Annotated in this window: 12 protein-coding genes and 1 pseudogene; 4 read left to right on the top strand and 9 right to left on the bottom strand. The window is 38.4% G+C overall.

Features of this window, described 5'->3' with window-relative positions; genetic code table 11:
• Positions 1 to 34 precede the first annotated feature (34 nt).
• The 7 genes and pseudogenes from IPP64_01860 to IPP64_01830 all read right to left on the bottom strand — a co-directional run bounded on the left by IPP64_01860 (position 35) and on the right by IPP64_01830 (position 16,441).
• On the bottom strand, positions 35 to 4,684 hold the full coding sequence (locus IPP64_01860) for a T9SS type A sorting domain-containing protein (GenBank protein MBL0328179.1): 4,650 nt from the start codon (positions 4,682 to 4,684) through the stop codon (positions 35 to 37).
• Positions 4,685 to 4,782: 98 nt separating this feature from the next.
• The gene (locus IPP64_01855; protein ID MBL0328178.1) at positions 4,783 to 5,241 is read right to left on the bottom strand and encodes a GNAT family N-acetyltransferase; all 459 of its coding nucleotides are present in this window, start codon (positions 5,239 to 5,241) and stop codon (positions 4,783 to 4,785) included.
• Positions 5,238 to 5,633 (bottom strand): VanZ family protein, encoded by a 396-nt coding sequence (gene vanZ / locus IPP64_01850; protein ID MBL0328177.1) that lies wholly within the window; start codon positions 5,631 to 5,633, stop codon positions 5,238 to 5,240. Before vanZ ends, IPP64_01855 begins: the two co-directional genes overlap by 4 nt.
• Positions 5,634 to 5,666: 33 nt before the next feature.
• Positions 5,667 to 6,047, bottom strand: coding sequence for a glycine cleavage system protein GcvH (gene gcvH, locus IPP64_01845; GenBank protein MBL0328176.1), 381 nt, complete (start codon positions 6,045 to 6,047; stop codon positions 5,667 to 5,669).
• 117 nt (positions 6,048 to 6,164) lie between these two features.
• Complete coding sequence (gene sprA / locus IPP64_01840; protein MBL0328175.1) at positions 6,165 to 13,508, bottom strand: cell surface protein SprA; 7,344 nt, start codon at positions 13,506 to 13,508, stop codon at positions 6,165 to 6,167.
• Positions 13,509 to 13,523: 15 nt separating this feature from the next.
• Entirely contained in the window at positions 13,524 to 14,111 is a 588-nt protein-coding gene (ruvA, locus tag IPP64_01835) for a Holliday junction branch migration protein RuvA (protein MBL0328174.1), read from the bottom strand.
• A gap of 60 nt (positions 14,112 to 14,171) precedes the next feature.
• Positions 14,172 to 16,441, bottom strand: a pseudogene (locus IPP64_01830) (NADP-dependent malic enzyme).
• Positions 16,442 to 16,663: 222 nt separating this feature from the next.
• Here IPP64_01830 and IPP64_01825 point away from each other — a divergent pair.
• Positions 16,664 to 17,350 carry an NAD-dependent deacylase gene (locus IPP64_01825; GenBank protein ID MBL0328173.1) on the top strand — a complete coding sequence of 229 codons (687 nt, stop codon included), beginning with the start codon at positions 16,664 to 16,666 and terminating at the stop codon, positions 17,348 to 17,350.
• A gap of 5 nt (positions 17,351 to 17,355) precedes the next feature.
• On the opposite strand, the gene IPP64_01820 is transcribed toward IPP64_01825, so the two are convergent.
• Together IPP64_01820 and IPP64_01815 are read right to left on the bottom strand one after the other, a co-directional pair.
• Positions 17,356 to 18,096, bottom strand: a complete 741-nt coding sequence (locus IPP64_01820; GenBank protein ID MBL0328172.1) for a T9SS type A sorting domain-containing protein — start codon at positions 18,094 to 18,096, stop codon at positions 17,356 to 17,358.
• Positions 18,097 to 18,217: 121 nt separating this feature from the next.
• A complete protein-coding gene (locus IPP64_01815) occupies positions 18,218 to 19,744 on the bottom strand; it encodes a hypothetical protein (protein ID MBL0328171.1) in 1,527 nt (508 codons plus the stop codon).
• A 333-nt stretch (positions 19,745 to 20,077) separates the two neighbouring features.
• On the opposite strand from IPP64_01815, the gene IPP64_01810 reads away from it, so the two are divergent.
• From IPP64_01810 to IPP64_01800, 3 genes are all read left to right on the top strand, one after another.
• Positions 20,078 to 21,745, top strand: coding sequence for a choice-of-anchor J domain-containing protein (locus IPP64_01810; GenBank protein ID MBL0328170.1), 1,668 nt, complete (start codon positions 20,078 to 20,080; stop codon positions 21,743 to 21,745).
• Positions 21,746 to 21,882: 137 nt separating this feature from the next.
• Complete coding sequence (locus tag IPP64_01805) at positions 21,883 to 22,395, top strand: TlpA family protein disulfide reductase (GenBank protein MBL0328169.1); 513 nt, start codon at positions 21,883 to 21,885, stop codon at positions 22,393 to 22,395.
• Positions 22,396 to 22,413: 18 nt separating this feature from the next.
• A complete protein-coding gene (locus tag IPP64_01800; GenBank protein ID MBL0328168.1) occupies positions 22,414 to 24,075 on the top strand; it encodes a hypothetical protein in 1,662 nt (553 codons plus the stop codon).
• Positions 24,076 to 24,078: the final 3 nt, after the last annotated feature.

The following is a 24,078-nucleotide window of genomic DNA, read 5'->3' as shown; positions in this document are numbered from 1 at the left end:
TTGAGAGCGGCTTTCGTTTTTCAATCTGTAAAATCTATTTTGCTAAAATGATTCTATTCAGAATCACCTCATCACCAGCTACTATTTTTATGGTATACATTCCATTTTGCAGTGCGTTTAAATCAGCAGTGTTTTGATTTGAAGAGATTTGTTGTGAGAAAACAAACTGACCGATTGCATTGTATATTTCTACACGCGCAGCATTGTTGTTTTCAAGATTAAAATAAATGATTCCAGTGGTTGGATTCGGATAAACCTTTATCGTTTTACTAGTTGCAGAAGCGATTCCGGTCGCGATAACAATAAAACAATCAGAAGTATCAACACAACCTGACTCATCAATCACAACAGCATAATTTCCATCCACAACAGGAGCATACGCTTGATTTATTTCACCAGGAATAATCGCATATGAATTATTACAGTCAACCCATTGATAGGTTGCACTGCTACTAACCGCTGTTAATACATTCCCAAGTTGAGTAACAGTTGTATTTACAGGAGCAGCCACATTGATTGTTTGAGTTGCTGTATTGGTGCAACCTGATGAAGTTCCCGTTACTGTATATGTTGTTGTACTTGCTGGAACAAACGAAACACCATCAGTTACCCCACCACTCCAACTATAAGATGTTGCGCCACCACCGGTTAATGTCACAGCTTGACCCGCACAGATATTCGATGCACTTGCGGATGCCGTTACAGTTGGTAATGAATTTACCGTTATCGTTTGTGTTGCGGTATTGGTACAACCGGATGAAGTTCCGGTTACCGTGTATGTTGCAGTGCTTGCCGGAATAAAAGAAACACCATTCGTAACACCACCAGTCCAAGTATAAGTTGTTGCTCCACCACCGGACAATGTTACTGCTTGACCTTCACAAACACTCGATGCAGTTGTGGAAGCAGTTACTGCTGGCAATGCATTCACCGTTATTGTTTGTGTTGCGGTATTGGTACAACCGGATGAAGTTCCTGTTACTGTATATGTTGCAGTGCTAGCCGGAATAAAGGAAACACCATTTGTAACACCACCAGTCCAACTATAAGTTGTTGCACCGCCACCGGACAATGTTACCGCTTGACCTGAACAAACATTTGAAGCACTTGCGGAAGCTGTAACTGTTGGTAAGCTATTTACTGTAATCGTTTGTGTTGCTGTATTCGTGCAACCGAATGAGGTTCCTGTTACTGTGTATGTAGCTGTGCTAGCCGGAATAAAGGAAACACCATTCGTAACACCACCAGTCCAAGCATAAGTTGTTGCACCACCACCGGATAATGTTACCGTTTGACCTGCACAAATACTTGATGCACTTGCAGATGCTGTTACTGTTGGCAATGCATTAACCGTAATCGTTTGTGTTGCTGTATTGGTGCAACCGGATGAGGTTCCTGTTACTGTATATGTAGCTGTACTTGCCGGAATAAAGGAAACACCATTCGTAACACCACCACTCCAAGAATAAGATGTTGCGCCACCACCGGACAATGTCACAGCCTGACCAGCACAAACACTTGATGCCGTTGCGGATGCCGTTACAGTTGGTAATGCATTAACCGTTATCGTTTGTGTTGCGGTATTGGTACAACCAGATGAGGTTCCGGTTACTGTATATGTAGTTGTACCTGCAGGAATAAAAGAAACACCATTCGTAACACCACCAGTCCAACTATAAGTTGTTGCACCACCACCGGCTAAGGTTACAGCTTGACCTGCACAAATATTAGATGCACTAGTGGATGCTGTTACTGTTGGCAAGGCATTAACCGTAATCGTTTGTGTTGCTGTATTGGTGCAACTTCCGGAAGTACCGGTTACAGTGTATGTCGTTGTAAGAGCAGGAGTAAAAGAAACACCATTAGAAACTCCACCACTCCAAGTATAGGATGTTGCACCACCACCGGATAATGTAACCGCTTGACCTGCACAAACACTCGATGCACTTGCAGATGCCGTAACAGTAATTCCACTCGTTACCGTTATTGTAATGGAAGAAGTATTCACACAACCATAAACATCCGTTCCGGTAACAGTATATGTTGCTGTTCCTGCAGGAATAAATGGAGTTCCATTTATCACGCCACCTGTCCAACTGTAGGTGGTAGCACCACTTGCTATCAACGTAGCTTGTTGTCCGGCACATACACTCAAACTGCTAGGAGTAATTGTAATCGTTGGAGAAGGATGCACATAAATAGTAAATGTATAATTAACAATTGCACCGTATCCATCATTAGCAGTGATCGTCACGTTTACATTTCCGGTTTGTCCTGCAAGTGGTGTGTATACCACTTGATAATTATTACCACTCACATTACTAAGTGTAATGTTGGAAACAGGAAGTAAGGATGAATTATTACTACTCACTGAAAGAACAAGCCCATCATTATCTCCATCTGTTACCGTAAATGGATTTACACCAGAACCGTTCATGCATAAATGTACATCATCTGCATTATTCGTATAAACTGGAATTTGATTAACAGATGCTTCGATTAAATGACCGAGATATGGAAATGCTCCCATAACCGCACCTGTAGTTCCTGAAAAATCTTTTCGTTTGGTATACACATTTGTAGTTGCGTTATATTCAAACAAAACTCCTTTACTGCTCACTCCACCATCACCGGTAATTCCAAAGAGATTTCCGGAACTAAACAATGTTAAACTTCCGGAAGGCAATGCTCCATTTGAAAAATTAAAATCAATTTTCTTTGTGTAGATGTTTGATACAGGATCCCATTCAAAGATGACTCCATAATTATTCAAACCTCCTTCATATGTTAGCCCATAAAAATCAGCACCTTTTAATGTTAATGAACCTTTCGGACTTTCACCCAAGGCATTGCTCATATCAATTTTTTTGGTGTACACATTTGTAGCTGGATCCCATTCAAAAATTACACCTACACCATTTAGTCCTCCGGCACTCGTCATCCCGTAAAATTTAGTTCCAAATAAAGCAAGCGATCCATAAGGATTACTTCCATTGGCGGTGGATAAATCTATTTTTTTTAAGTAGACATTCGTTGCAGGATTCCATTCAAAGATAACACCAGCCCCATTAATTCCTCCTGCGGAGGTCATGCCATAGAATTTAGAGGAATACAATAATAATGAACCGTAAGGAATCGAGCCATTTGTATTCGTAAGGTCTATTTTTTTGGTAAAGATATTTGTGGCTGGATCCCATTCAAAAATTACTCCTTTACCACTTGTTCCGCCATTACTTGTTAATCCATACATTTTTGTGCCGTTCACAACTAAACATCCCTGAGGATTCGCTCCTGATAAGCTGTCAAAGTCTATTTTTTTAGTATACACATTTGTAGTAGGATCCCATTCGAATATCACTCCATAATTATATTGTCCACCACTGCTGGTCATCCCATAAAACTTTCCAGAATAGAAACACAATGAACCACCAGACTCTTTTCCCTTATTCCCGTTGAAATCAACTTTTTTAGTGAACACGGATGTTGTAGGATTAAATTCAAAAAGAACTCCATTATCATTTGTGCCACCCAAGTTGGTCATGCCATACAACGTTCCACCTAAAAGGGACAATGAGCCGAAAGGATTTTTTCCATTTGTATTAAATTCAACCTTTTTTGTATAGGCGTTTGTCACCGGATTCCATTCAAACAGTACACCCAAATCGGGAGTGCCACCACTGCGTGTCATACCATAAAAATTACTTCCTGAAAATGTCAACGAACCGCGAGGATAAGCACCATTTGTTGCACTAAAATCTACCTTTTTTGTGTAAACATTTGTTGTAGGATTCCATTCAAAAATAACACCTCTGCTATTTACACCACCTAGATTGGTCATCCCATAAAAATTGCCTGAACGCAGCACCAAACTACCATAAGGATTCTTTCCATTTGCTGTGGTTAAATCAACTTTCTTAGTGTACACATTTGTGGTAGGATTCCATTCGAAAATAACGCCACCATTGCTTGCGCCTCCGGTATAGGTCATTCCATAAAACAAACCTCCATTTAAGGTTAATGATCCATAGGGATTTGCACCAAGCGTAGCATTACAATCATGTTTTTTTGTATAGACATTTGTAGTTGGATCCCATTCAAAAATAACGCCCTTCAAACCGGCTCCACCTGCCGTTGTTAATCCATATAATTTTACACCGAATGGCACCAGAGAACCTGTAGGAAGACTTCCATTCGCTGTGCTTAAATCAATTTTTTTGGTGTATACTTCCGTTACGGGATTCCATTCAAAAATCACCCCTTTGTTGTTGACACCTCCGAGGTTAGTCATACCATATATTTTCCCACCAAAAAATGTAAGTGAGCCTTTCGGAAAACTTCCATTGGTTGAGCTAAAATCAAATTTTTTGGTATATATACTTGTGGTGGAATCCCATTCAAATAATACTCCGGCAGAATTGATTCCACCATAAGTGGTCATTCCATAATATTTTCCATTCCCAATGCTGATCAAATCGTTCATATCCGGATTTGCACCCGGAGCGATGTTTGGCAAAGAGTAGTCGAGTGAATAAGCATTGCTCGAAGGGGTGTAATGAAACAATGCACCAAAATCATCGCTCCCTCCTTGCGCAGAAATTCCCCACAATTGAGGTGTATGTTGCCCAGAAAGGTTTAATGAATACGAAACGATGAAAATAACAAAAGCAAAAATTTTCCTTTTCATTTTGGAGTAGTGAATGAATTTTTTTGCAAAAGTACTCTTTTTATATCAAAAAATAACAAAGGAATCTAGGATTTTGAGAGAAATAATCCTTTCTTAACTTAGGTGGCAGGGGTATATATCATTTCGATATGAGGGATATTGTCTTCCAAGTATTCATCACCTGAAATTTCGAAACCAAAAGAAGAATAAAATTTAATTAAATAGCATTGAGCGCTAATTCGAACAGGAACATTTCCATAGTAGTGTCGGATAACCTCCATCGATTTTTGCATCAAAGCTTTTCCTGCGCCTAGTCCTCTTGCCGAAGAGGAACTAACCACTCTACCAATAGAAACTTCCGGAAAGGAAATACCTGGAGGAACAATTCGTGAGTAGGCAATCAACTCACCTGATTCATTGAATCCACTTAAATGGGAACATTTTAAATCTTTTCCATCAGCATCTTGATAAGCACAATTTTGTTCAACACAAAAAACGGACAACCGCAATTGGGTGATGCGATACAATTCTACATTAGATAATTCTTCGAACGTTTTTAGTTGCCAATCGATTTTCATTTCATGAATGGAATTAAATTTTTGTTGATTATCCAACGGTACAAAAACAAGCCCAAGAGGCAGCCAAAACTATTGGCAATAAAATCATAAACATCTGCGCTCCGCTCTTCAAAAACTGCTTCCTGCATTAGTTCGAGCATTCCGCCATAAGCGATACACAAAACACATCCGATTGATTTTGCATTTTTTTGCAATGAAGAAAAAGTTGTTTGCAGCTCAAAACCTCTGACAATAAGTACAATCAATACAAAAAATATCCCGGCATGTACAAATTTATCAAAACTCAACAGCTCTAAAAATGAAATATGCGGAATGTCCCTCCCGGGAATTCCGCATAATATCAGAATGAGTAATGCCCATAGCAGTCCCCATTTTATGTGTTTAAAAAACATCGTTTGATTTCAATTGTTCAAAAGAACAATTTACTAATGTCCAATCAATGCTTTGTAATCAGCAGCACTTAATAATCCATTTGCTTCAGAAGCATCTTTCATCTCTACTTTAATCATCCATCCAGCTCCGTAAGGATCTTTGTTCACCGATTCAGGATTCGTATCTAAACCTTTGTTTACTTCCATCACTTTTCCTGAAACGGGCATAAATAAATCAGAAACGGTTTTCACAGCTTCCACTGTTCCAAATATTTCTTCGTGCGCTAAGTCTTCGCCTTCAGTAGTAATATCTACATAAACAATATCACCTAATTCACTTTGCGCAAATTCAGTAATTCCGATAACTGCAACATTACCTTCCACTCGAACCCACTCGTGATCTTTCGTGTATTTTAAATTTTCTGGAAAATTCATTTGTTTCTTGTTTTAATAATTGAAGCACAAATTTATAGTTAATTCGATAAGTTTGATTGTTTTTTTGAAAAACTTTTCGAAAGTTAAAAACTTGAGATGCATTCAATCAGATAACCACTAATTCGCTAAGGTTAACCTTAAGCTTATACCGGCATTGGTGTTTGCAGTTGGGAAGGAATTGGACAATACCGGTTTGTTCATGATTCGATCATAAAACAATCGGATGTTTATCTTTTCGCTGATTACATAATCAGCAGAAACCTTGATGGAAATAATGTTTGTTCCGGCAGTTGACTGACTTACTTCTTCAACAATACGTCTGATGACTGTTTCATTTTTACGGAACGACAAATCCAATTTTAGGTTCAAGTCACTCTTCACAGGCTTTCCTTTGATTTGTGCATTTCCCAATTTTAAATTCGGAATACGGTACCCCAAACCACCAATAATCTCTTGTCCGGCTACCTCCGTAATTGTTTTGCTAGTCAAGCCTAACGATAAGTTTCTGTCTTTTTTAAACTCAAAACTTACCAAAATACTATTCTTTAAGGTCATATCCAGTTTAATCAATGGGCTCCATTGTTCAGAAATAGAAACCGTGCTGATTAAATCTCTCGACAAGAAATTGGCATTTCCGGTAACCGAAGAAACATTTTCTCTCACAAAAGTATAACCATCACCATCCGGATCTAAGAACAATAAATTGGACGTGTAGCCACCTACATTGTAGGATGAGCGATACGAATGGCTTAATGTAAACGATTTAAAATACTTTTTAATCTTTTCCATTTTCGACAATCCATCATATGTGATTCGCCAATTTGGTTTCGGGATTTTAGGGAAATTATCCAGTGTAACATTGTTTGGATTTGTTCCGCCATAAGCAGCCAAGAATGCCGGAATCAATACATCTTGTGAGGTTGCGTTGTATCCTTCAGCAAAACCATTGATGGTGGTGGTTGAATACGGATTTTCACCTCTTCTTGCAGAAATATTTGCACGGGCATCCAAAAACTTTTGGAAGGTTACCTGTCCATCCTTCACAAAAGAAGTTTTATAACTTAAAAATGACATACTGAAATTTCCAGTCTCGGTAGGCAGTTTCCCCACAAAACGATCCACCACCGAACCATCACTTAATGTATCATTTGGTGTCCAACGGAAGAATTCACTGTTGCTTTTCGCTTGCGTTCGTGTGGCCGTTAATTCAATTTTTAAATCCGGCAACGGCTCAAGGTTTGCTCGAATGTTGAGGTTTTTACTTTCTGTTCGTGTATACGGTAAATTGAGCGAGGCCAGTTTTACTAACCAGTCTTTTTCAATGGCTTCTTCACGAATGTCTCGTTGGCTTCCTAAAACAAATCCCGCTGTTGGACCTTGGAAATTTTTATCCATACCGAACATACTGGTCGATTGTCCATACCCAGGAAGAATTGTTCCTTTTGTGGTCGCGTAGGTAACTGTTACCGTTTTTACCGACATAATAATTCGTGCGATGTATTCCAAAATTTCCAATTTCTCTTCTTTGGCTTTCTTCGTTGAATCTGCAATTTGTTCCGGTGTTTTAGGGACACCAGGTTTTGTAATTGCACTGGCTTTTCCGCCTTTATTACCAGAACCATTCTTTTTCTGATTGATTTTCTTGAAGTAAGGAATCTTATTGTACAAGGTAACCATGTTCAATTGTCCGTTCCAGTTCATTGTCTCCGAATTACGGATAATATTCCCTAATGAATCAGCATTGAATGGAGCACGCTCCCATCCATACGTTCCACCATATCGAACCGATGCAGAAGTGAAATCCAACAATGGAATTTTATTAATTGGTATGGTGTAATTCACACCAATTTGTTGATTGAACTGAGTTGTTTTTCCACCTTCAAAGAAATTATTTCTCAAGGTATCTTTCTTTTCTCCGGTATCAATTTGTCCTTGTGGCTCAAGAATTCGGGCATCATTTGTAGCGGTATAATCCACTTTCAACGCTTTGGTGATATCGTATTTCAACTCATAGTTTCGCACCATGGTGAATCGTTTGTTGAACGTTGGAATAATTAACAAATCACCACCGGTTGTGTTTCTATTTTTTGAAGTACTAAAATCTCTGTTCACATCTGCACCGAAACCAATTTTATTTGGCAGTAAGAAAAAGTTTAAATCTTTTATCAGTTGAAGATATTTATGTTGAAATATTTTCGTTTTTGCAAATGGTTTATAATTTTTTGGTGTAGGCGCAAAACTATATACCAATCCACCGCGATAGTTCCGTTGTGTATTGTATTCAATGTTCACATCGCGCTTATACATTTCGTTATAGGAATATGTTCCAGCCCAATTTTCGATATCATAAATGCGACTCTTCTTCGAATTTTTTCCTTTATCCTTTTTAACGTTGGTAAAGTTGATACTTCTTCGTTTTGTATAATCTTGCGTAACATGTTTTAAAGAATCGCGAACATCTTGCGGAATGCTTTCATCCTTTAAAACAGGTGACAATAAAATATCAGGATCCAATGGATTGTATTGCGGTGTAATAAATGTTTCGGAATAGCCTACGTACATTGGGATACGGATGTTGTATTCTTCCGGTAAAAATTTACCCAACTCCAAGCTGGACGACATATCGTATTGTTTTAATGTCGCTCTTTTTCTCTCCTGAATTTTATTTTCGATACTTCCAAATCCGGGAGTATACATATTTCCGGATAAGGATACATTTCCGAAATCAGCTAATTTAGCTGTTACACGTGCCGTTGCAGCCCAGCCGCCTTTTTCATCAAAGTCGCTCAAACGTAACTCGTTCACCCATACTTGACCGCATTTTGGTAATCCATCATCCGAATCCGTTGCACCACCTTTTTTAGGATTACGAATACCAACCATCATTGTTTTAATTGAGCTTAAATTCGGGTTCCCTTTAATGGTAATCATTCTGCTGCCATCCGGCACTTTAAACTCGGTAGTGAGTGTTACCACACCGCCATTAAACATTTTATTATTTCTTTGTTGTTTCGCAGATTGAAGTTTTTCAAATTCCAACACCATCTCGTTGGCTTCTGGCCATACACGGTATTGATCATCCGTATCAGAGCCGTTGTAATAACCGGGAGCGGTTACTTTTAACGGAATAGAATATTCGTAATAGTTGTCTGTATAATCAGTTCCTAAACGCACAAACACTTCCAAATCATCGTTGTTCAAAGGTATAGATGTATTTGCAGAAGCTTCAGCATGTACATACATTTTTAATTTTTTGTACGAACGTACATCCAATTCTGTTGTTTTAAAAGCTGCGCGGGAATTTCCATCTTCCAAATTACAAACTGTTAACGACATTGCTTGCTCATTTAAAGCAACCAAGTTGGCTGATCCGGTGTTGATTTCACGCTCAATGTTTGGAGGCAATACATAGTTCACCGGTTGTTTACTTCCATCTTCTTCGATGTTTACCGCACCAATATCAAATTGTGTGTTGGCATCATCATTCGGCTGAAACAATCCCGGTTGTAATAAATCGAATGCATATTTTCTCCAATCATTACGAACCAATTCTAATCTAGCAAAACGTAGGGTTACCGGTTTGTCGCAACCTTTCAAAAACATACGAATAAAACGAATCGACTGAAAACTTTCGATGGCACCCACACGCAATGCATTTGGATCTTTAATAGGAATTTTAAATTGATACCACGTAATTGGTTTTGTGCTACCGTCTTTAATATTTTGTCCGGTAGTGGTATACACATTCGTAATGTAATTGGTTCCAACACCACCTGCAAAATCGGCAGGTGTGATTCCTACTCTATACTGAAAATAACTTTCAACGGTACTCAAGTTATTATCACGATTGATGTCCTCAATATTTGGCAAGGTAGTTCCTTGAGTCGGATAGTCTTCCGGTGAATCCTCTGTCGTTCTGGAATTATCTTCCAATCCATTGAATTTTTTATACCGTGCAACCGCTTTTAAATCTGGACTTGGTACTTGATCGTAATCACCTCCTCTAAAATGGTGAAAGTCGTCACCGGACGGATCGACAACAAAATCATTTGAATACACACTCGGGCTCACAATACCTTGTACGGCTGCTAAATAAGAAGCAAAATGCAAACCTTCCTGCGTATTGTCCATTCCATCCAAACCAACATCTTGTGCTTGTCGATCGCCTTCATCACTGTTAAATGCATTTACTAATGGTTGAATCAATCCAACAATTCCCCAGGCTGTTGTATCTGTTGGCACGTTGTTTCCATTGTTTTGCGGAGCAGTACTTGGTGCAGGCAATACATTTTCTGCCGCTTTGTAACCATCACGCAAAACATCTTCCGAAACGTTTCCAAGATCAAAATACAATTCACCGGACGACAATTGATCCGCAACTGGTAAATCACTGTTAAACGGATCCATTACCCAGAACTGGATAAATTCAATGTTAGCCGCTTCAAAATCGTTCGTACTGATGGCACGCATAATTCCACCCCAGCGGGATGCTGGATTATTCAAATTTCCATTGGCATCCAAACCGGCCGACCAAGTACTTGTTGCAGCATCGTAGTTGTATGGCCCTCTTTCACTTGGATAATAGGATAAATCCAACGTAGTTAAAATAACTGGTGTACCGGATGTAGATGGTTTATTCGGAAACACTTCAGTTTCCGGAATCTCACGCGCGAAATTGTTCGACATATCGGTCGAGCTAATATTAGGTGGCGTAACACCGGATTGCGGACGCATCAAACCTGGATCAATGTGATACCAATTTAATTTCGCACGGTTGTAGCCATTTGCTACATCATTCGACAAATTTCCTTCCGGAAACATTGGTTGTCCTTGTGGCGTACTTGCCAAGCTCCACGCACTTTGTGAGTGCAATGCAATTTCCGATTGACTGCCTTCAAAGTCATCAATGTAGGAGTTTCCGCTTTTTCCAATGGCTTTACTATGTCCCGGAATCAAGTAGGCGAATTCACCGGCAGCAGTAATGGTACTCATCTCCTTGGTTTCGATGAATGGAATTCTATCGACTAAGCGAGTTAAGAAAGGCGCTTCGGTTCTATAATTCGCATCCAAACCAACAATGGTATTAGAAATTGGTTCATCCCCAATGTTTACTTTTTTAGTAAGTGGTCGTTCTGTTAAATTCAACACGGTACCACCAATGCTAAAATCTTTGTTGATGCGATAATCCAAGTGCGTACCGAACAATGTTTTTTGCTGAATTGCAAAAAGGGCGTTACTCTCTAAGGAAATTTTTATGGGTGTTCCGGAATTTAAAATTCCTTCATCAATAATTTTTACACGACCTAAGGTATAATCCACCGTGTACTGCACATTTTCTTGCAAGACAATACCACCGGCTGTAACCGTTACAGATCCTTGCGGAACGTTTGGTGCGCCCAATGAAATTTCGGAACCACCGGATGATTTATATGTTCCTTTTAATTTAAATCGATTTAAATGTGCGAACACATTTCGTGCGGATGTTAATGTTGAATCGTAAAGTGGATCAAACACATAGGAGTTTGCTTCCAGCGGATTACATGCATCAAACTTACTTCGTAAATGATCACCGAATGGTTCTACCACTGGGAACACAATTCTACCGTTGCTGGCATTAATGGTAACACCATCAATAAAATCGAATACCCCATCAGCTACAACATCGTTTTGTTGATTCAAGCGATCGACATTCACCACTTGGATCAATGGTTTTGCTTTGATCGCCAATTGACATTCCGAAACCGGTAAATAGTTGATGTCTGTTCCGGTAACAGCATTGGTATAAAACACATCCAATTTAAAATCCTGTGGATTTACTTGATAAGCACCAATGGAATAAATATTTTTCATCATCAAATCCCACATCGGATGTTTGGTGTTGATGGCAGAACTCTTTAACATTTTAGTAAACAAGGCATCTGGTGCGCTGATACCATCTGTAGAAAATTCACCAACCGTATAAACATTTCCGTTGTACGTATATTGATAGGCAACGGAAAGAATTTGATCTGGATTTAATTGTTGATTTAAGGAAATGTATCCCAAACGTGCATTGATTGTAAATTCTGAAGGTTGTAATTTACGTGCACTGGTCACTAATTCGTAGTTTGTTTGTTGTTTAATGATTCCGGCAGGAACAGTAAGATTTAAAACTTCATTGGTAGTTAAATTTACTTTTCTCACATTCGGGTTAGCGGAAATACTACCATACAAACTATTCTGACCATTGTAAGGAATAACATCAGCAGGATTATCAAATACAAAAAATTGTTGGTCGGCAGGAATGTGTGGTTTTGTTGCTGGTCCGATGTCTTCACCTAACTCCGAGAACGCAACAACACTGCGCACATCCACAGTTGAACCATTGGTATTTGAAATCCAGGCTTCTACTCTGGTAATGCTTACTTGAGAATTTACATAGGGCAATCCCGCTAAAGCAGAATTAAAGTTGTCGCGAAAAAAATGGCCAAGGAAAAAGTGGCGATTCGCTTCGTATTGATCAACCGGGATATCAAATTTTGTTACTTGCGCACCACCGGTAACTTCCACTTCCGATTTTTTACCTTTTTGTTGCGATAAAACACTCGTTACAGTTAACCGTCCGAATTGTAATTGTGTTTTCACACCAAACAAAGTTTGACTACCGGTAATCAACGAACCGTTTAAAGGCAAACTCACATTCCCTGCTTCAATCTTTTTAATGATTTCATCTTCGTATCCGGTGTATTCCAGTTTCATTTGATTTTCGTAATCAAATGTTGCTTCGGTATTATAACTTGTTGTTAATTTTAATTTATCTCCAATTTTTCCGACAACGTTCAATTGAATTTTTTCATCAAAATCGAAGGTGTTGATTTTTCTGTTTTTTACAGGAATAGCAGGGTTTTCCGTTTTGGTACCATTGTAAGCAAAAATTAATTCGGCAGAACCATTCGGACGAATATCCACGGTGTTACCACCAAAAATACGATCGAAGATTTCACCTCCAACATGCAATTTCGGGATGGCTGTTTTTGTTTGTGCGTTTTCGCTTTCAGCATGAGAGCGGGCATTCCAGTAATCTTTTACTTGTTTGTTGAACATCATCTGCTGATATTCTTCCGCATCCAAATACGTAGGTGGACGATAATCCATACCACCCATTGTTTGATTGACATTGTATTGTCCAGTAGTTGGATCGTATTCCACATTTGTATTAATGTTGGAAGGATTGTTCAGCATCAACCCACCCGAGTTAGGGTAATTGAGCGGATCACCGGTTGATTGATCATTAAAGTTATACGGAAGAATAACGGGAGAATCCGGATCTTCAGGAGTGTCGATGGCAATGTATGCCTTGTTAGCATCCGCAATTTCTGCATGATCCAAGGAGCTGATTTTCGCATCGGAACTTACGATGAGCGAAAGCATTCCGAGCGATGCACCTGTAACAAGTATATATTTTGTTATCGACTTTGTCAAAACGTAATAAAAATATTATAGATTTTTGAGTGCGGATTTAATCAATTGTTCTACTGTTTGTCCTGTTCCTTCTGTTCTAATAATTTTATCCAGCACTTTATCTGCACCTTGTTTATTGAAGCCCAACATCACAAGAGCAGATAACGCTTCTTCTTTTAAAGTATTGTTTGTGTTCGCAAATATTTCTGATGATAAATCACTCTTACCCATTTTGTCTTTTAAGTCGACAATCACCCGCTGCGCTGTTTTTTCACCAATTCCTTTCACACTCTTAATCACTGCCACGTTTGCCGTAGCAATTGCATTCTGAATTTCAGCAGCGCTTAAAGAGGACAACATCAACAATGCACTTGTGCCACCAACTCCGGAAACAGAGACCAGCAAACGAAATAAATTTCGTTCGGCAATATCTGCGAATCCGTAAAAACGGGGCATGTCATCACGCACATAGAGTTGTTCGGTGTACAATTTACATTTTTCGGTTTCACCAATTTTTGAAAAGGTGTTCAACGAAATTTGCATCACATACCCAACACCTCCGGCATCAATCACGGCATAGGTTGGTGTTTTCTCAATTAATTTTCCTTCAATGTGATAAATCATCCATTCAATTTTAAAGACGTATTCAATTCAAAACAGTTGCCTGCCTCACGACATGCAGGCCTATCGTTTTGCTTGTGCATCCACAACGGCAATGGTCACCATGTTTACAATTTCTCTCACCGAGCTGCCCAGTTGTAAAATGTGTACCGGCTTTTCATTCCAATCAATACTGGTCCGATTGCTTCTGCACCACCCATTTCCTGAAGCAGTTTATAAGCGATGTTTCCGGCAGCAAGGTTTGGAAAAATAAGTGTGTTCACTTTTTTATCTACCAAATCTGCAAACGGAAATTGTTCCTTCATCAACTCATCGTTCAATGCAAAATTGGCTTGCATCTCTCCGTCTACAATCATTCCCGGATAATTTTTATGTAAAATTTCTACGGCTTCACGCATTTTGTTTGGCACTTCCCCTTCGGCAGAACCAAAATTGGAGTATGACAACAATGCGATGCGTGGAGTAATGTTAAATTGCTTTACGCTGTTTGCTGTTAACACAGTGATATCTACCAAATCCTGTACGGTTGGGTTCACATTCATGGTCGTATCCGCAAAGAAAAATGGTCCTTGTTTCGTATTCATGATATACATCCCCGCTACACGGTTCACACCTTTTTGAACTCCGATAATTTGTAAAGCCGGACGAATCGGATCGGCATATTTACGGGTAAGTCCGGAAATCATAGCATCTGCAGCACCGGTCTCCACCATCATTGCGCCAAAGTGATTGCGTTCTTTCATCACCTTTTTCGCTTCGTACAAAGTGAATCCTCTGCGCTGACGTTTTTTAAAGAACAAGTCACCAAATGCACTTCTTCTGTCGTCTTCAGCTTTACTGCGTGGATCAATGATTGGAATATCTCCCAAATCCAGATTGTTTTCGGCAATTAATTTTCTAATTTTTTCTGCATCCCCCAAAAGTATTGGTTTAGCAATACCTTCATCGTTTACTTGCTGTGCAGCTTTCAAAATTTTATAATGATCTGCTTCTGCAAACACCACACGTTTCGGATTTTGTTTTGCTTTGTTGGTGATGTTACGGATGAGTTTATTATCCAATCCCAAACGGTTGATTAACTCCTGAACATAAGCATCCCAGTTGGTGATTTTATGTTGTGCGACACCAGATTGAATTGCTGCTTTCGCAACAGCAGGAGCAACAGTATAAATCAAGCGAGGATCAATCGGCTTGGGGATAATATATTCCGGTCCGAATGTAATATTTTTAGAATCATACGCTAAGTTCACGGTTTCAGGAACCACTTCTTTTGCAAGATCTGCGATGGCATAAACAGCAGCCAACTTCATTGCTTCGTTGATTTGTGTTGCACGAACATCCAAAGCGCCACGGAAAATGAAAGGGAAACCCAATACGTTATTCACTTGGTTAGGATGATCCGAACGACCGGTTGCCATGATGATATCCGGACGAGCCGCCATCGCATCAGCATAAGGAATTTCCGGATCCGGATTTGCCAATGCAAAAACAATTGGGCGTTTTGCCATCGACTGAATCATTTTTTGATTCACGACATTTCCTTTTGAAAGCCCAACAAACACATCTGCGTCCTTCATGGCCTCTTCCAAGGTTTTTATTTTTTTATTTGAACTCGCAAAGAATTTTTTCTGTTCATCCAAGTCATCTCTGTCGGTTCGCAACAATCCTTTGCTATCCAACATCAGAATGTTCTCCTTTTTTGCGCCAACAGCAATGTAAAGTTTCGCACAAGAGATGGCAGAAGCGCCCGCACCATTCACAACAATTTTTACTTTTTCAATTTTCTTTTTAGCCACTTCACATGCGTTCAATAAAGCCGCTGCAGAAATGATGGCCGTGCCATGTTGATCATCGTGCATCAATGGAATTTTTAATTCCTCTTTCAATCTGCGTTCGATTTCGAAACATTCAGGAGCTTTAATATCTTCCAGATTAATTCCTCCAAAGGTTGGAGAGATTGCTTTTACGGTATTTACAAACGCATCGATGTCGGTAGCATCTACTTCAATGTCGAACACATCAATGTCGGCAAAAATTTTGAAGAGCAATCCTTTACCTTCCATCACCGGCTTAGAAGCCAATGCGCCAATGTTACCCAAACCGAGTACCGCAGTACCATTTGAAATAACTGCGACTAAATTTCCTTTTGCTGTGTATTTGTAGGCGTCTTCGGGATTTTTTTCAATTTCCAAACACGGTTCTGCCACTCCGGGAGAATATGCTAATGAAAGGTCGCGCTGTGAACTATGCGGTTTTGTTGGGATTACCTCGATTTTTCCGGGTCTTCCTTGTGAGTGATAATCCAACGCATCTTGCTTTCTTAATTTTGCCATTTTTAGGGTATTTTTTTTGAATTGCGAATATAACAATTTCTCAATAAATACGAGTCTTTTCAATCAAATTGAGGAGAGAAAATTGTGTTTTCGGCCTCACCCTAACCCTCTCCAGTAAATTGGAGAGGGGAATGGAGCAATTTTATCTGAAAAACCGGCTGTAATTTGTTTGAATAGTTCATAAAATTGCATTTTCAATTTTATTATTTACATTAGCGATTCATGAAACCAAAATTAGTTGTATTTACTGGTGCTGGAATTAGTGCTGAGAGCGGGATTAAAACCTTTCGGGACAGTGGAGGATTATGGGAAGAATTTGACATTAATGAGGTAGCGACTCCCCAAGCATGGGAAAAAAACAAAGCCTTGGTATTGGATTTTTACAACAAACGCAGAAAGCAGGTGTTGGAAGCAAAACCCAACCTCGCACATTACGCGTTGGTAGAATTAGAGCAAAAATTTGACGTCCAAATAATTACACAGAACATTGATGATTTACATGAGCGTGCGGGCTCCAAAAAGGTATTGCACCTACATGGCGAAATCACCAAAAGCCGCAGCAGTGTTGACCCCACACTCGTTTATAAAATTAGCGGTAATGAAATAAAACTGGGAGATACATGTGAAAAAGGATCACAACTTCGTCCGCACATTGTTTGGTTCGGAGAAATGGTACCACTGATGGATACGGCCAACATGATTGCTGAACGTGCAGATATTTTTATGGTTGTGGGAACATCGATGGCGGTATACCCTGCAGCCGGAATTATTGATTATTCACCTCAAAATATTCCAAAATACTTGATAGATCCTAGTGATATTAAAGTTAATGGGATTGCGAATCTGCAAATTATCAAAGAAAAAGCCAGCATTGGTTTACCCAAGCTGGCTTCTGAACTCTTAAAATAGTGTTCTTATTTTGAGCTGATCACTAACTTTTTCGTTGAAACAGCTTTCCCATCCACTAAGAGTGAATAGAAATAAACTCCAGAATTTAAATCGTCTACATTAATTTTTGCGGTTCCTTTTTTATCGTTCAAGGCAACTGCTTTAACAGATTTTCCTAACATATCATAGAACACGACACTTCCTTTTTGCGAAAACTCTTTCAATTCGTATTTGATTGAAACTGCTGCATTTGCTGGATTTGGGTAAGCATTTGAAATATTGCCTCCAAATTTATCCAATTCATCAACACCTACTGTTGAGTTATATCGGATGGTGATACCAGTTGAATCATTTGCATCTGCAATGTTGTAAAACTGATAGTGAACGGTTCTTGTTGCGGTAGAAAGTTTCGATAAAAATTCAGCATGGAAACCAAAATCAGCAAAATCCATAGTATCACCAGGAGCAACAGCAAGTGATAAACTCGACAAGTTAGTTCCCCAGTTGTAGCACAAACCTCCCCAACAAAAACGGGTAGAATCATCAGCAGCAACAGAGTAAATAGTTCTTCTGCATCTGTAAGTATGGGAAACAGCATCGGTATTGGTCACCAAAAACTCAGTAATGATACTGGTATTCGGACCAAGATTTACATCAAAAATGGTGTTTGAAATCTCAGTATGTGTTTCGTCTAACACATCCAAATTTTGTGCAAATCCAATAAAACTAAGTGCACCGAATAAAAAAGAAGTAATTATTTTTTTCATTGTAAAAACGTTTATTAAATAAAGGGATGATTTCTAATTGTAAGCTTATATACTTACAAATCTACAATTTGTTTCGAACTAATCCAAGTTTTTTAAATTGATTCTTAGTAATCGGAAAGCATTAAACACGCAATGGTTTTAACTTTCCTTTCACCACTTCTGCAAATTTTTTATTTTCTGTTTTGCTTTCCAACCACGACATGATATCAAAATACACCAAGAATTTTTCTTCCAACGGATCTTTCACAACCGGCTCCAACTCCTTGTGTAGCTGTTGAAAAAACAGCATAGATTCCTTTTTGGAATTCACATTTATCAACTTACGAATAGAGGTTAAAATGATTTTTTCCAGCTTGTACAGCTTTTGTTTGCTGGCAAGGAAACGATATGTTGACTTTATCCGATACTCCATAATATCAAATTTCCCTAATTCATAATGCAATACGATCTCCATGATTCTACCAATGCACTCTAAATCCTGTCGTATGTTGTAATTTTCTGCAATATTGGCTCTTACCAACCATTTCAGCGCCTGTTTATATTCTTCAGCAATCATCAAAAGAGCGGTTACTTGCCAATAAATAATTTCTTTTAATAGTTTATCTGACTCTTTGTTTTTCTCGAGCAATACTTCTATTTCAGGAATTAGCTGAAGGCATTTTTTCATGTTTCCCATTCGGAAATAGACATTCAGTTTTGTATTGTAAGCCTTTAAAAGAATGTTTAGCTTTTGAACGTCACTTTTGGGCTTTAAAATTTCCATTTTACTAATGTATTCTAAAGCCTCGTGGTACTTTCCGATGTTATAACATTGGATGCTGTGACGGTATAAAAACTGAGTCGGAAAATTGACATTCGTTTCGATTACTTGTGGATTCAACTCCAGCAAACTGATGAGTTTAGATGAAAACTCATAACATTTATTATGGTCTTCGATGTAGTTATAATAACTTGCATACAACTCAAAATACAACACCTTTGCATTAATGGAAAGCGCCTGTTTGTCGTTTTTTAAAAGCGGATTTTTTAAAAACCAATCGTAGCTCTTAATTTCTCTCTCGTTGCGAAGAACGCCCATTTCGATTCGCTGCACATACAGTCTGTTTTTCAGACTTTCGAACTCGGCCATGTTTTTAATTTTCATAGCACATTGTTCAATTTCCTCAATCAAATTATCGGAGTTATCCTTAATGTCACCAACATCGTACTGCATTCGATAGATACTTTGTTCCATTAAATTTATTTCAGGAATATAAGTAAGCTTTTCGTTTGTAAGTGCCATTTCCTTCGCCTTTTTAAGCAATTTTTTGGCTTGTGAATGCAATCCCTTATCAACCAATATTTCAATACGGTTGAGGATACTGCGGATTTCGGTTGTTGAATTTTTATGATAGGCTTCTAAACTTTCCAAAATCATATCGTAGAGATAATTTTTGGCTACGGCAAATTGATTGATGAAGCGTTCTGTCCTGAACTTCTGCAAAATCTTCTTTTCATCGTATTCCTTTTGATTATCAATCGCATCAAAAATTTTTGTGTAATTATTCTGTTCATTACGTACGTGAAAGTTGGCATACTTTTTAAAATAGCCCTTTTCCGATTTACTTAACGACTTAACCAGCTTGAATAAATTATCTGATGTTTTCACTTCAATCAATGTTATAGAATGACAAATTAAAACCTTTTATTTCAATTATCTACAAAAAAAATGAAAATTTCTTGCAAAACATAGTCATCGAATACTAAATTTTTACTTCACAAAAGCACTGTTTTTATTGATTTTTATGCTTATTGGCAACATTCAAATGCTAATATTAAATTTAATTGCACTTGAAAACGGATGAGTGGTCGTCTAAATTTGGTTTATCGAATGAATAGAAAAGAACTGAATTTATTTTGTTTTTCTTTTAAATAAGTGCTAAATTCGTTATTCGTGAAACAAAATCTCAAGCTTTATAATTAACCTAAATCCCAAATGAAAATGAAAAAAATTTTACAACTTATCGCGGCTGTGACTTTAACCTTCACAGCTGTTGAAAGTAAGGCACAATTGGCCGATGGAAGCATCGCTCCGGATTGGACACTTACTGACTTAAATGGTACCACACATAACTTGTACACCTATTTAAATGCTGGCAAAACAGTATTCATTGACGTATCTGCTACTTGGTGTGGGCCATGTTGGGGATACCACAACACCCATGCTTTAAGAGATCTTTATGATAACTATGGTCCGGGTGGAACAAATGAGTTAATGGTATTCTACATCGAAGGTGATGGAGCAACAACTTTAGCTGATTTAAATGGAACAACTGCAGCATCGCAAGGTGACTGGGTAACAGGAACAACTTACCCAATCATTAACCCTTCTGCGTCTGCAACAACTACTTTCAACGCAAACTATGCAATTGGTTATTTTCCAACCATTTACATGATTTGCCCAGATCGTTCAATTACAGAAGTTGGTCAAGCACCAATGACTACATTGTATGCTGCAAAATCTTCATGTTCAGTTGCTACTGCTGCTGTTGATGCTCAAATGATGTTATCATCTGCATTAAACACATCTTTAGCTTCTTGTGATAGCGTAACTCCTACTTTCCGTATTGGTAACGTAGGAACTACAACATTAACTTCTGCAACAATCACATTAAAAGTGGATGGTGTTACTCAAAAAACATTCACTTGGACAGGTTCTTTAGCAACTTATGGCAACACTACATTTACAGGTGTTAAAGTTGGTTCTTCGGTACCGGGATCTCACACAATTACTTGTGAAGTTTCTAATCCAAATGGTGTTGCTGATCCAACTGCAACAAACAACTCAACAACTGCTAACTTTATCATTTATCCTTCAACTGGTGGAGCATTAACTGTTCAATCTTTTGAAGCATCTGGTATGCCTGCAGCTTGGACGATTAGCAATGGTGGTGATGCATTAACTTGGGAAAATGCAACTACCGGTTATTCTTCTTCAAAAAGTATCAAATTGATGTGGTTCAATATTCCTTCTGGAGATATTGATATGGTAACATTAGAGCCAATGTCTTTCTTAACTGGAACTGGACATACAATGACGTTTGATGTTGCTTACCGTCAGTACTCATCTGAAAATGATAACTTAAAAGTTGAAGTTTCTACAAACTGTGGAACTACTTGGGCAACTGCTTACAATAAATCAGGAGCTACTTTGTCTACAATGGCTGCTTCAACTACATCATTCGTTCCATCTGCTGCTTCAAACTGGAGAAACGAAACTGTAAATTTATCAGCGTATGCTGGTCAATCTAACGTTTTAGTTCGTTTCAAAGGAACATCTGCTTATGGTAACAACATCTATATTGATAACATCAATGTTGCTGCTGCTGTAGGTGTTGAAGAAAACTCTTTGGTTAATGGAGTAAATGTATATCCAAACCCAATGGCGAACAATGCATCAGTTGATTTCAACTTAACTGCTGAAAACACAGTTTCTATTGTTCTAGTTAACACAGTTGGACAATTGGTTCAAAGTGAAAACCTTGGTAACATGAGCACAGGTATCCATACTTACCAATTGGATGCTTCTTCATTAAGCAATGGATTATACTTCTTAAACATTACTGTTGGAAACAACACAATCACTAAAAAAGTGTCTATTAACAAATAGTCATTACTAATAAAAAATAAATCAGCTTTTGGTATGTTTATTGACATTCAAAGCTGATTTATTTTTTTATTAATCTTTCAAAATAACATTTTATGAACCACAACGTATTCACAAATGCTGTAAGAGCAAAATCTCTGATGAGTAAAAAACTTATTTTTGCCGCAATTGCAATCATTGCTTTTGTTACAGTTCAAGCACAAACTACAAGTTCAATCCCTGCTGCAGATGTGAAAGCATTGGATGGGAAAACTGTAAACACCTCCAAATTCAGTAATGATGGGAAACCCATCATTATCAGCTTTTGGGCAACCTGGTGCAAACCATGCAAAAAAGAATTAGATGCCATTGCGGAAGTATATCCGGATTGGCAAAAAGAAACAGGCGTAAAGTTGATTGCTATCTCTACTGACGACTCTCGTAGTTCAGCAAAGGTAGCAACCGATGTTAAAAGTAAAGGATGGGAATACGAGGTGTATCAGGACGAGAACCAAGATTTTAAACGTGCCATGAATGTTGGAGATATTCCGCATACATTTGTGCTTAACGGCAAAGGCGAAATTGTTTGGCAACACAATGGCTATGCGGATGGTGATGAAGAACACCTGATTGAAATCATAAGAAAAGTTGCCAAAGGAGAAAAAGTAGATTAACCTATTATCTTATTTTTTGTGAGAAAAAAATATTTTGACACGATTAAATCATCCGTTCTTTTATGCGGATTATGTTATAGCGGTATTGCTACCGCACAAATTAATTTAAATAACCTGCCCAACATGGGCGATGTGCATGGTAATTTTCAGGCAACTGCACAATACTATGTTCCCGATACAACCATTGGAGCACCCAATGTTCCTGAAAAAATGTTGATGAACGGCTTTGCCAACATCATTTATACAAAAGGGAAATTCACTGCCGGTATTCGTTACGAATCCTATTTAGGTGCCTTGCAGGGATTTGATCCTCGCTATCAAGGGAATGGAATTCAATACCGTTTTGCCAGCTACAAATCAGATGCATTGGAAGTAACCGTTGGTAATTTTTACCAGCAATTTGGAAACGGATTGGTTTTACGGAGCTATGAAGAACGTGGATTAGGATTCGACAATGCGCTAGATGGTGTTCGATTAAAATACGAGGTAATTAAAGGTATTTATCTAACCGGCTTGGTTGGTAAACAGCGTTCATTCATGACGCAAGGTCCCGGACTTGTTCGTGGTTTTGACGGAGAGTTAAATATCAACGAAGTGTTTACAAAATTAGCTGAGAAAAAATTACGCGTTACTTTAGGTGGTAGCTTTGTGAGCCGCTACCAAAAAGATGAAGATCCTGCATTGGTCCTTCCGGAAAATGTTGGAGCCTCAGCCGGACGATTAGAATTAAATTATGAAGATTTCCGATTGAATGCCGAATATGCATATAAAATTAACGACCCGAATTCCGCTAACTTAGTTGGTAAAATTTACAAACCGGGCGATGCACAAATCATCATGGCCAGCTATGCTAAAAAGGGAATTGCAATCTCAGCAAGTGCCAGTAGAGCCGACAACATGAACTTTCGCTCCGACAGAGAAGCATCCGTGAACAATTTACTTTTAAATTACACCCCTGCATTGAATAAAAATCACACGTACAATCTTTTGACGTTTTATCCATATGCATCTCAACCAAATGGCGAATTCCAATATTCGGGTGAAGTAAGTGCTAAGCTTATTAAAAAACCAAAATGGAAAATGGATATTTTAATCAATTATTCAGGCTCCAACGATTTAGACACAACTCTTTTAAATCCTGCAACAGATAGCACGTTGCAAGGATATACCGTAAATTCCTACGGTCCCGGAAAGCAAGTTTACTTCCGTGATTTTTATGTGGAGTTGAATCAGAAATTTGGAAAAAAAATCAAAACATCTTTGATTTATTCACATCAGATTTATAACAAAAGTGTAATTCAAAAAGCAGGATTCCCAACCATCCATTCGGACATCATCGTTGCTGACATTTCCTACCGTTTGAAAAAAGAAGGAACTATCCGACTTGAAGCACAAGTACTCTCTACGAATGACGACCACCAAGATTGGGGGATGCTACTATTAGAATACACTATCAATTCACATTGGTTCATTGCAGCATTAGATCAATATAATTTTGGGAATGACCATGTAAATGAGCGCTATCACTACCCAAATGCAACGGTAGGTTACAATAAAAATTCCAACCGAATTACATTGAGCTACGGAAAACAACGTGCTGGTATTTTTTGTGTAGGCGGTATTTGCCGATTAGTGCCGGCATCCAATGGTGTTACCTTAACTGTTACAAGTAGTTTCTAAAAC

The organism is Bacteroidota bacterium (assembly GCA_016722565.1).
In the GTDB taxonomy this organism is placed as follows: Bacteria; Bacteroidota; Bacteroidia; order 2-12-FULL-35-15; family 2-12-FULL-35-15; genus 2-12-FULL-35-15.
The sequence above is the reverse complement of the archived record's forward strand: the minus strand, read 5'-3'. Positions and strand labels throughout refer to the sequence as shown.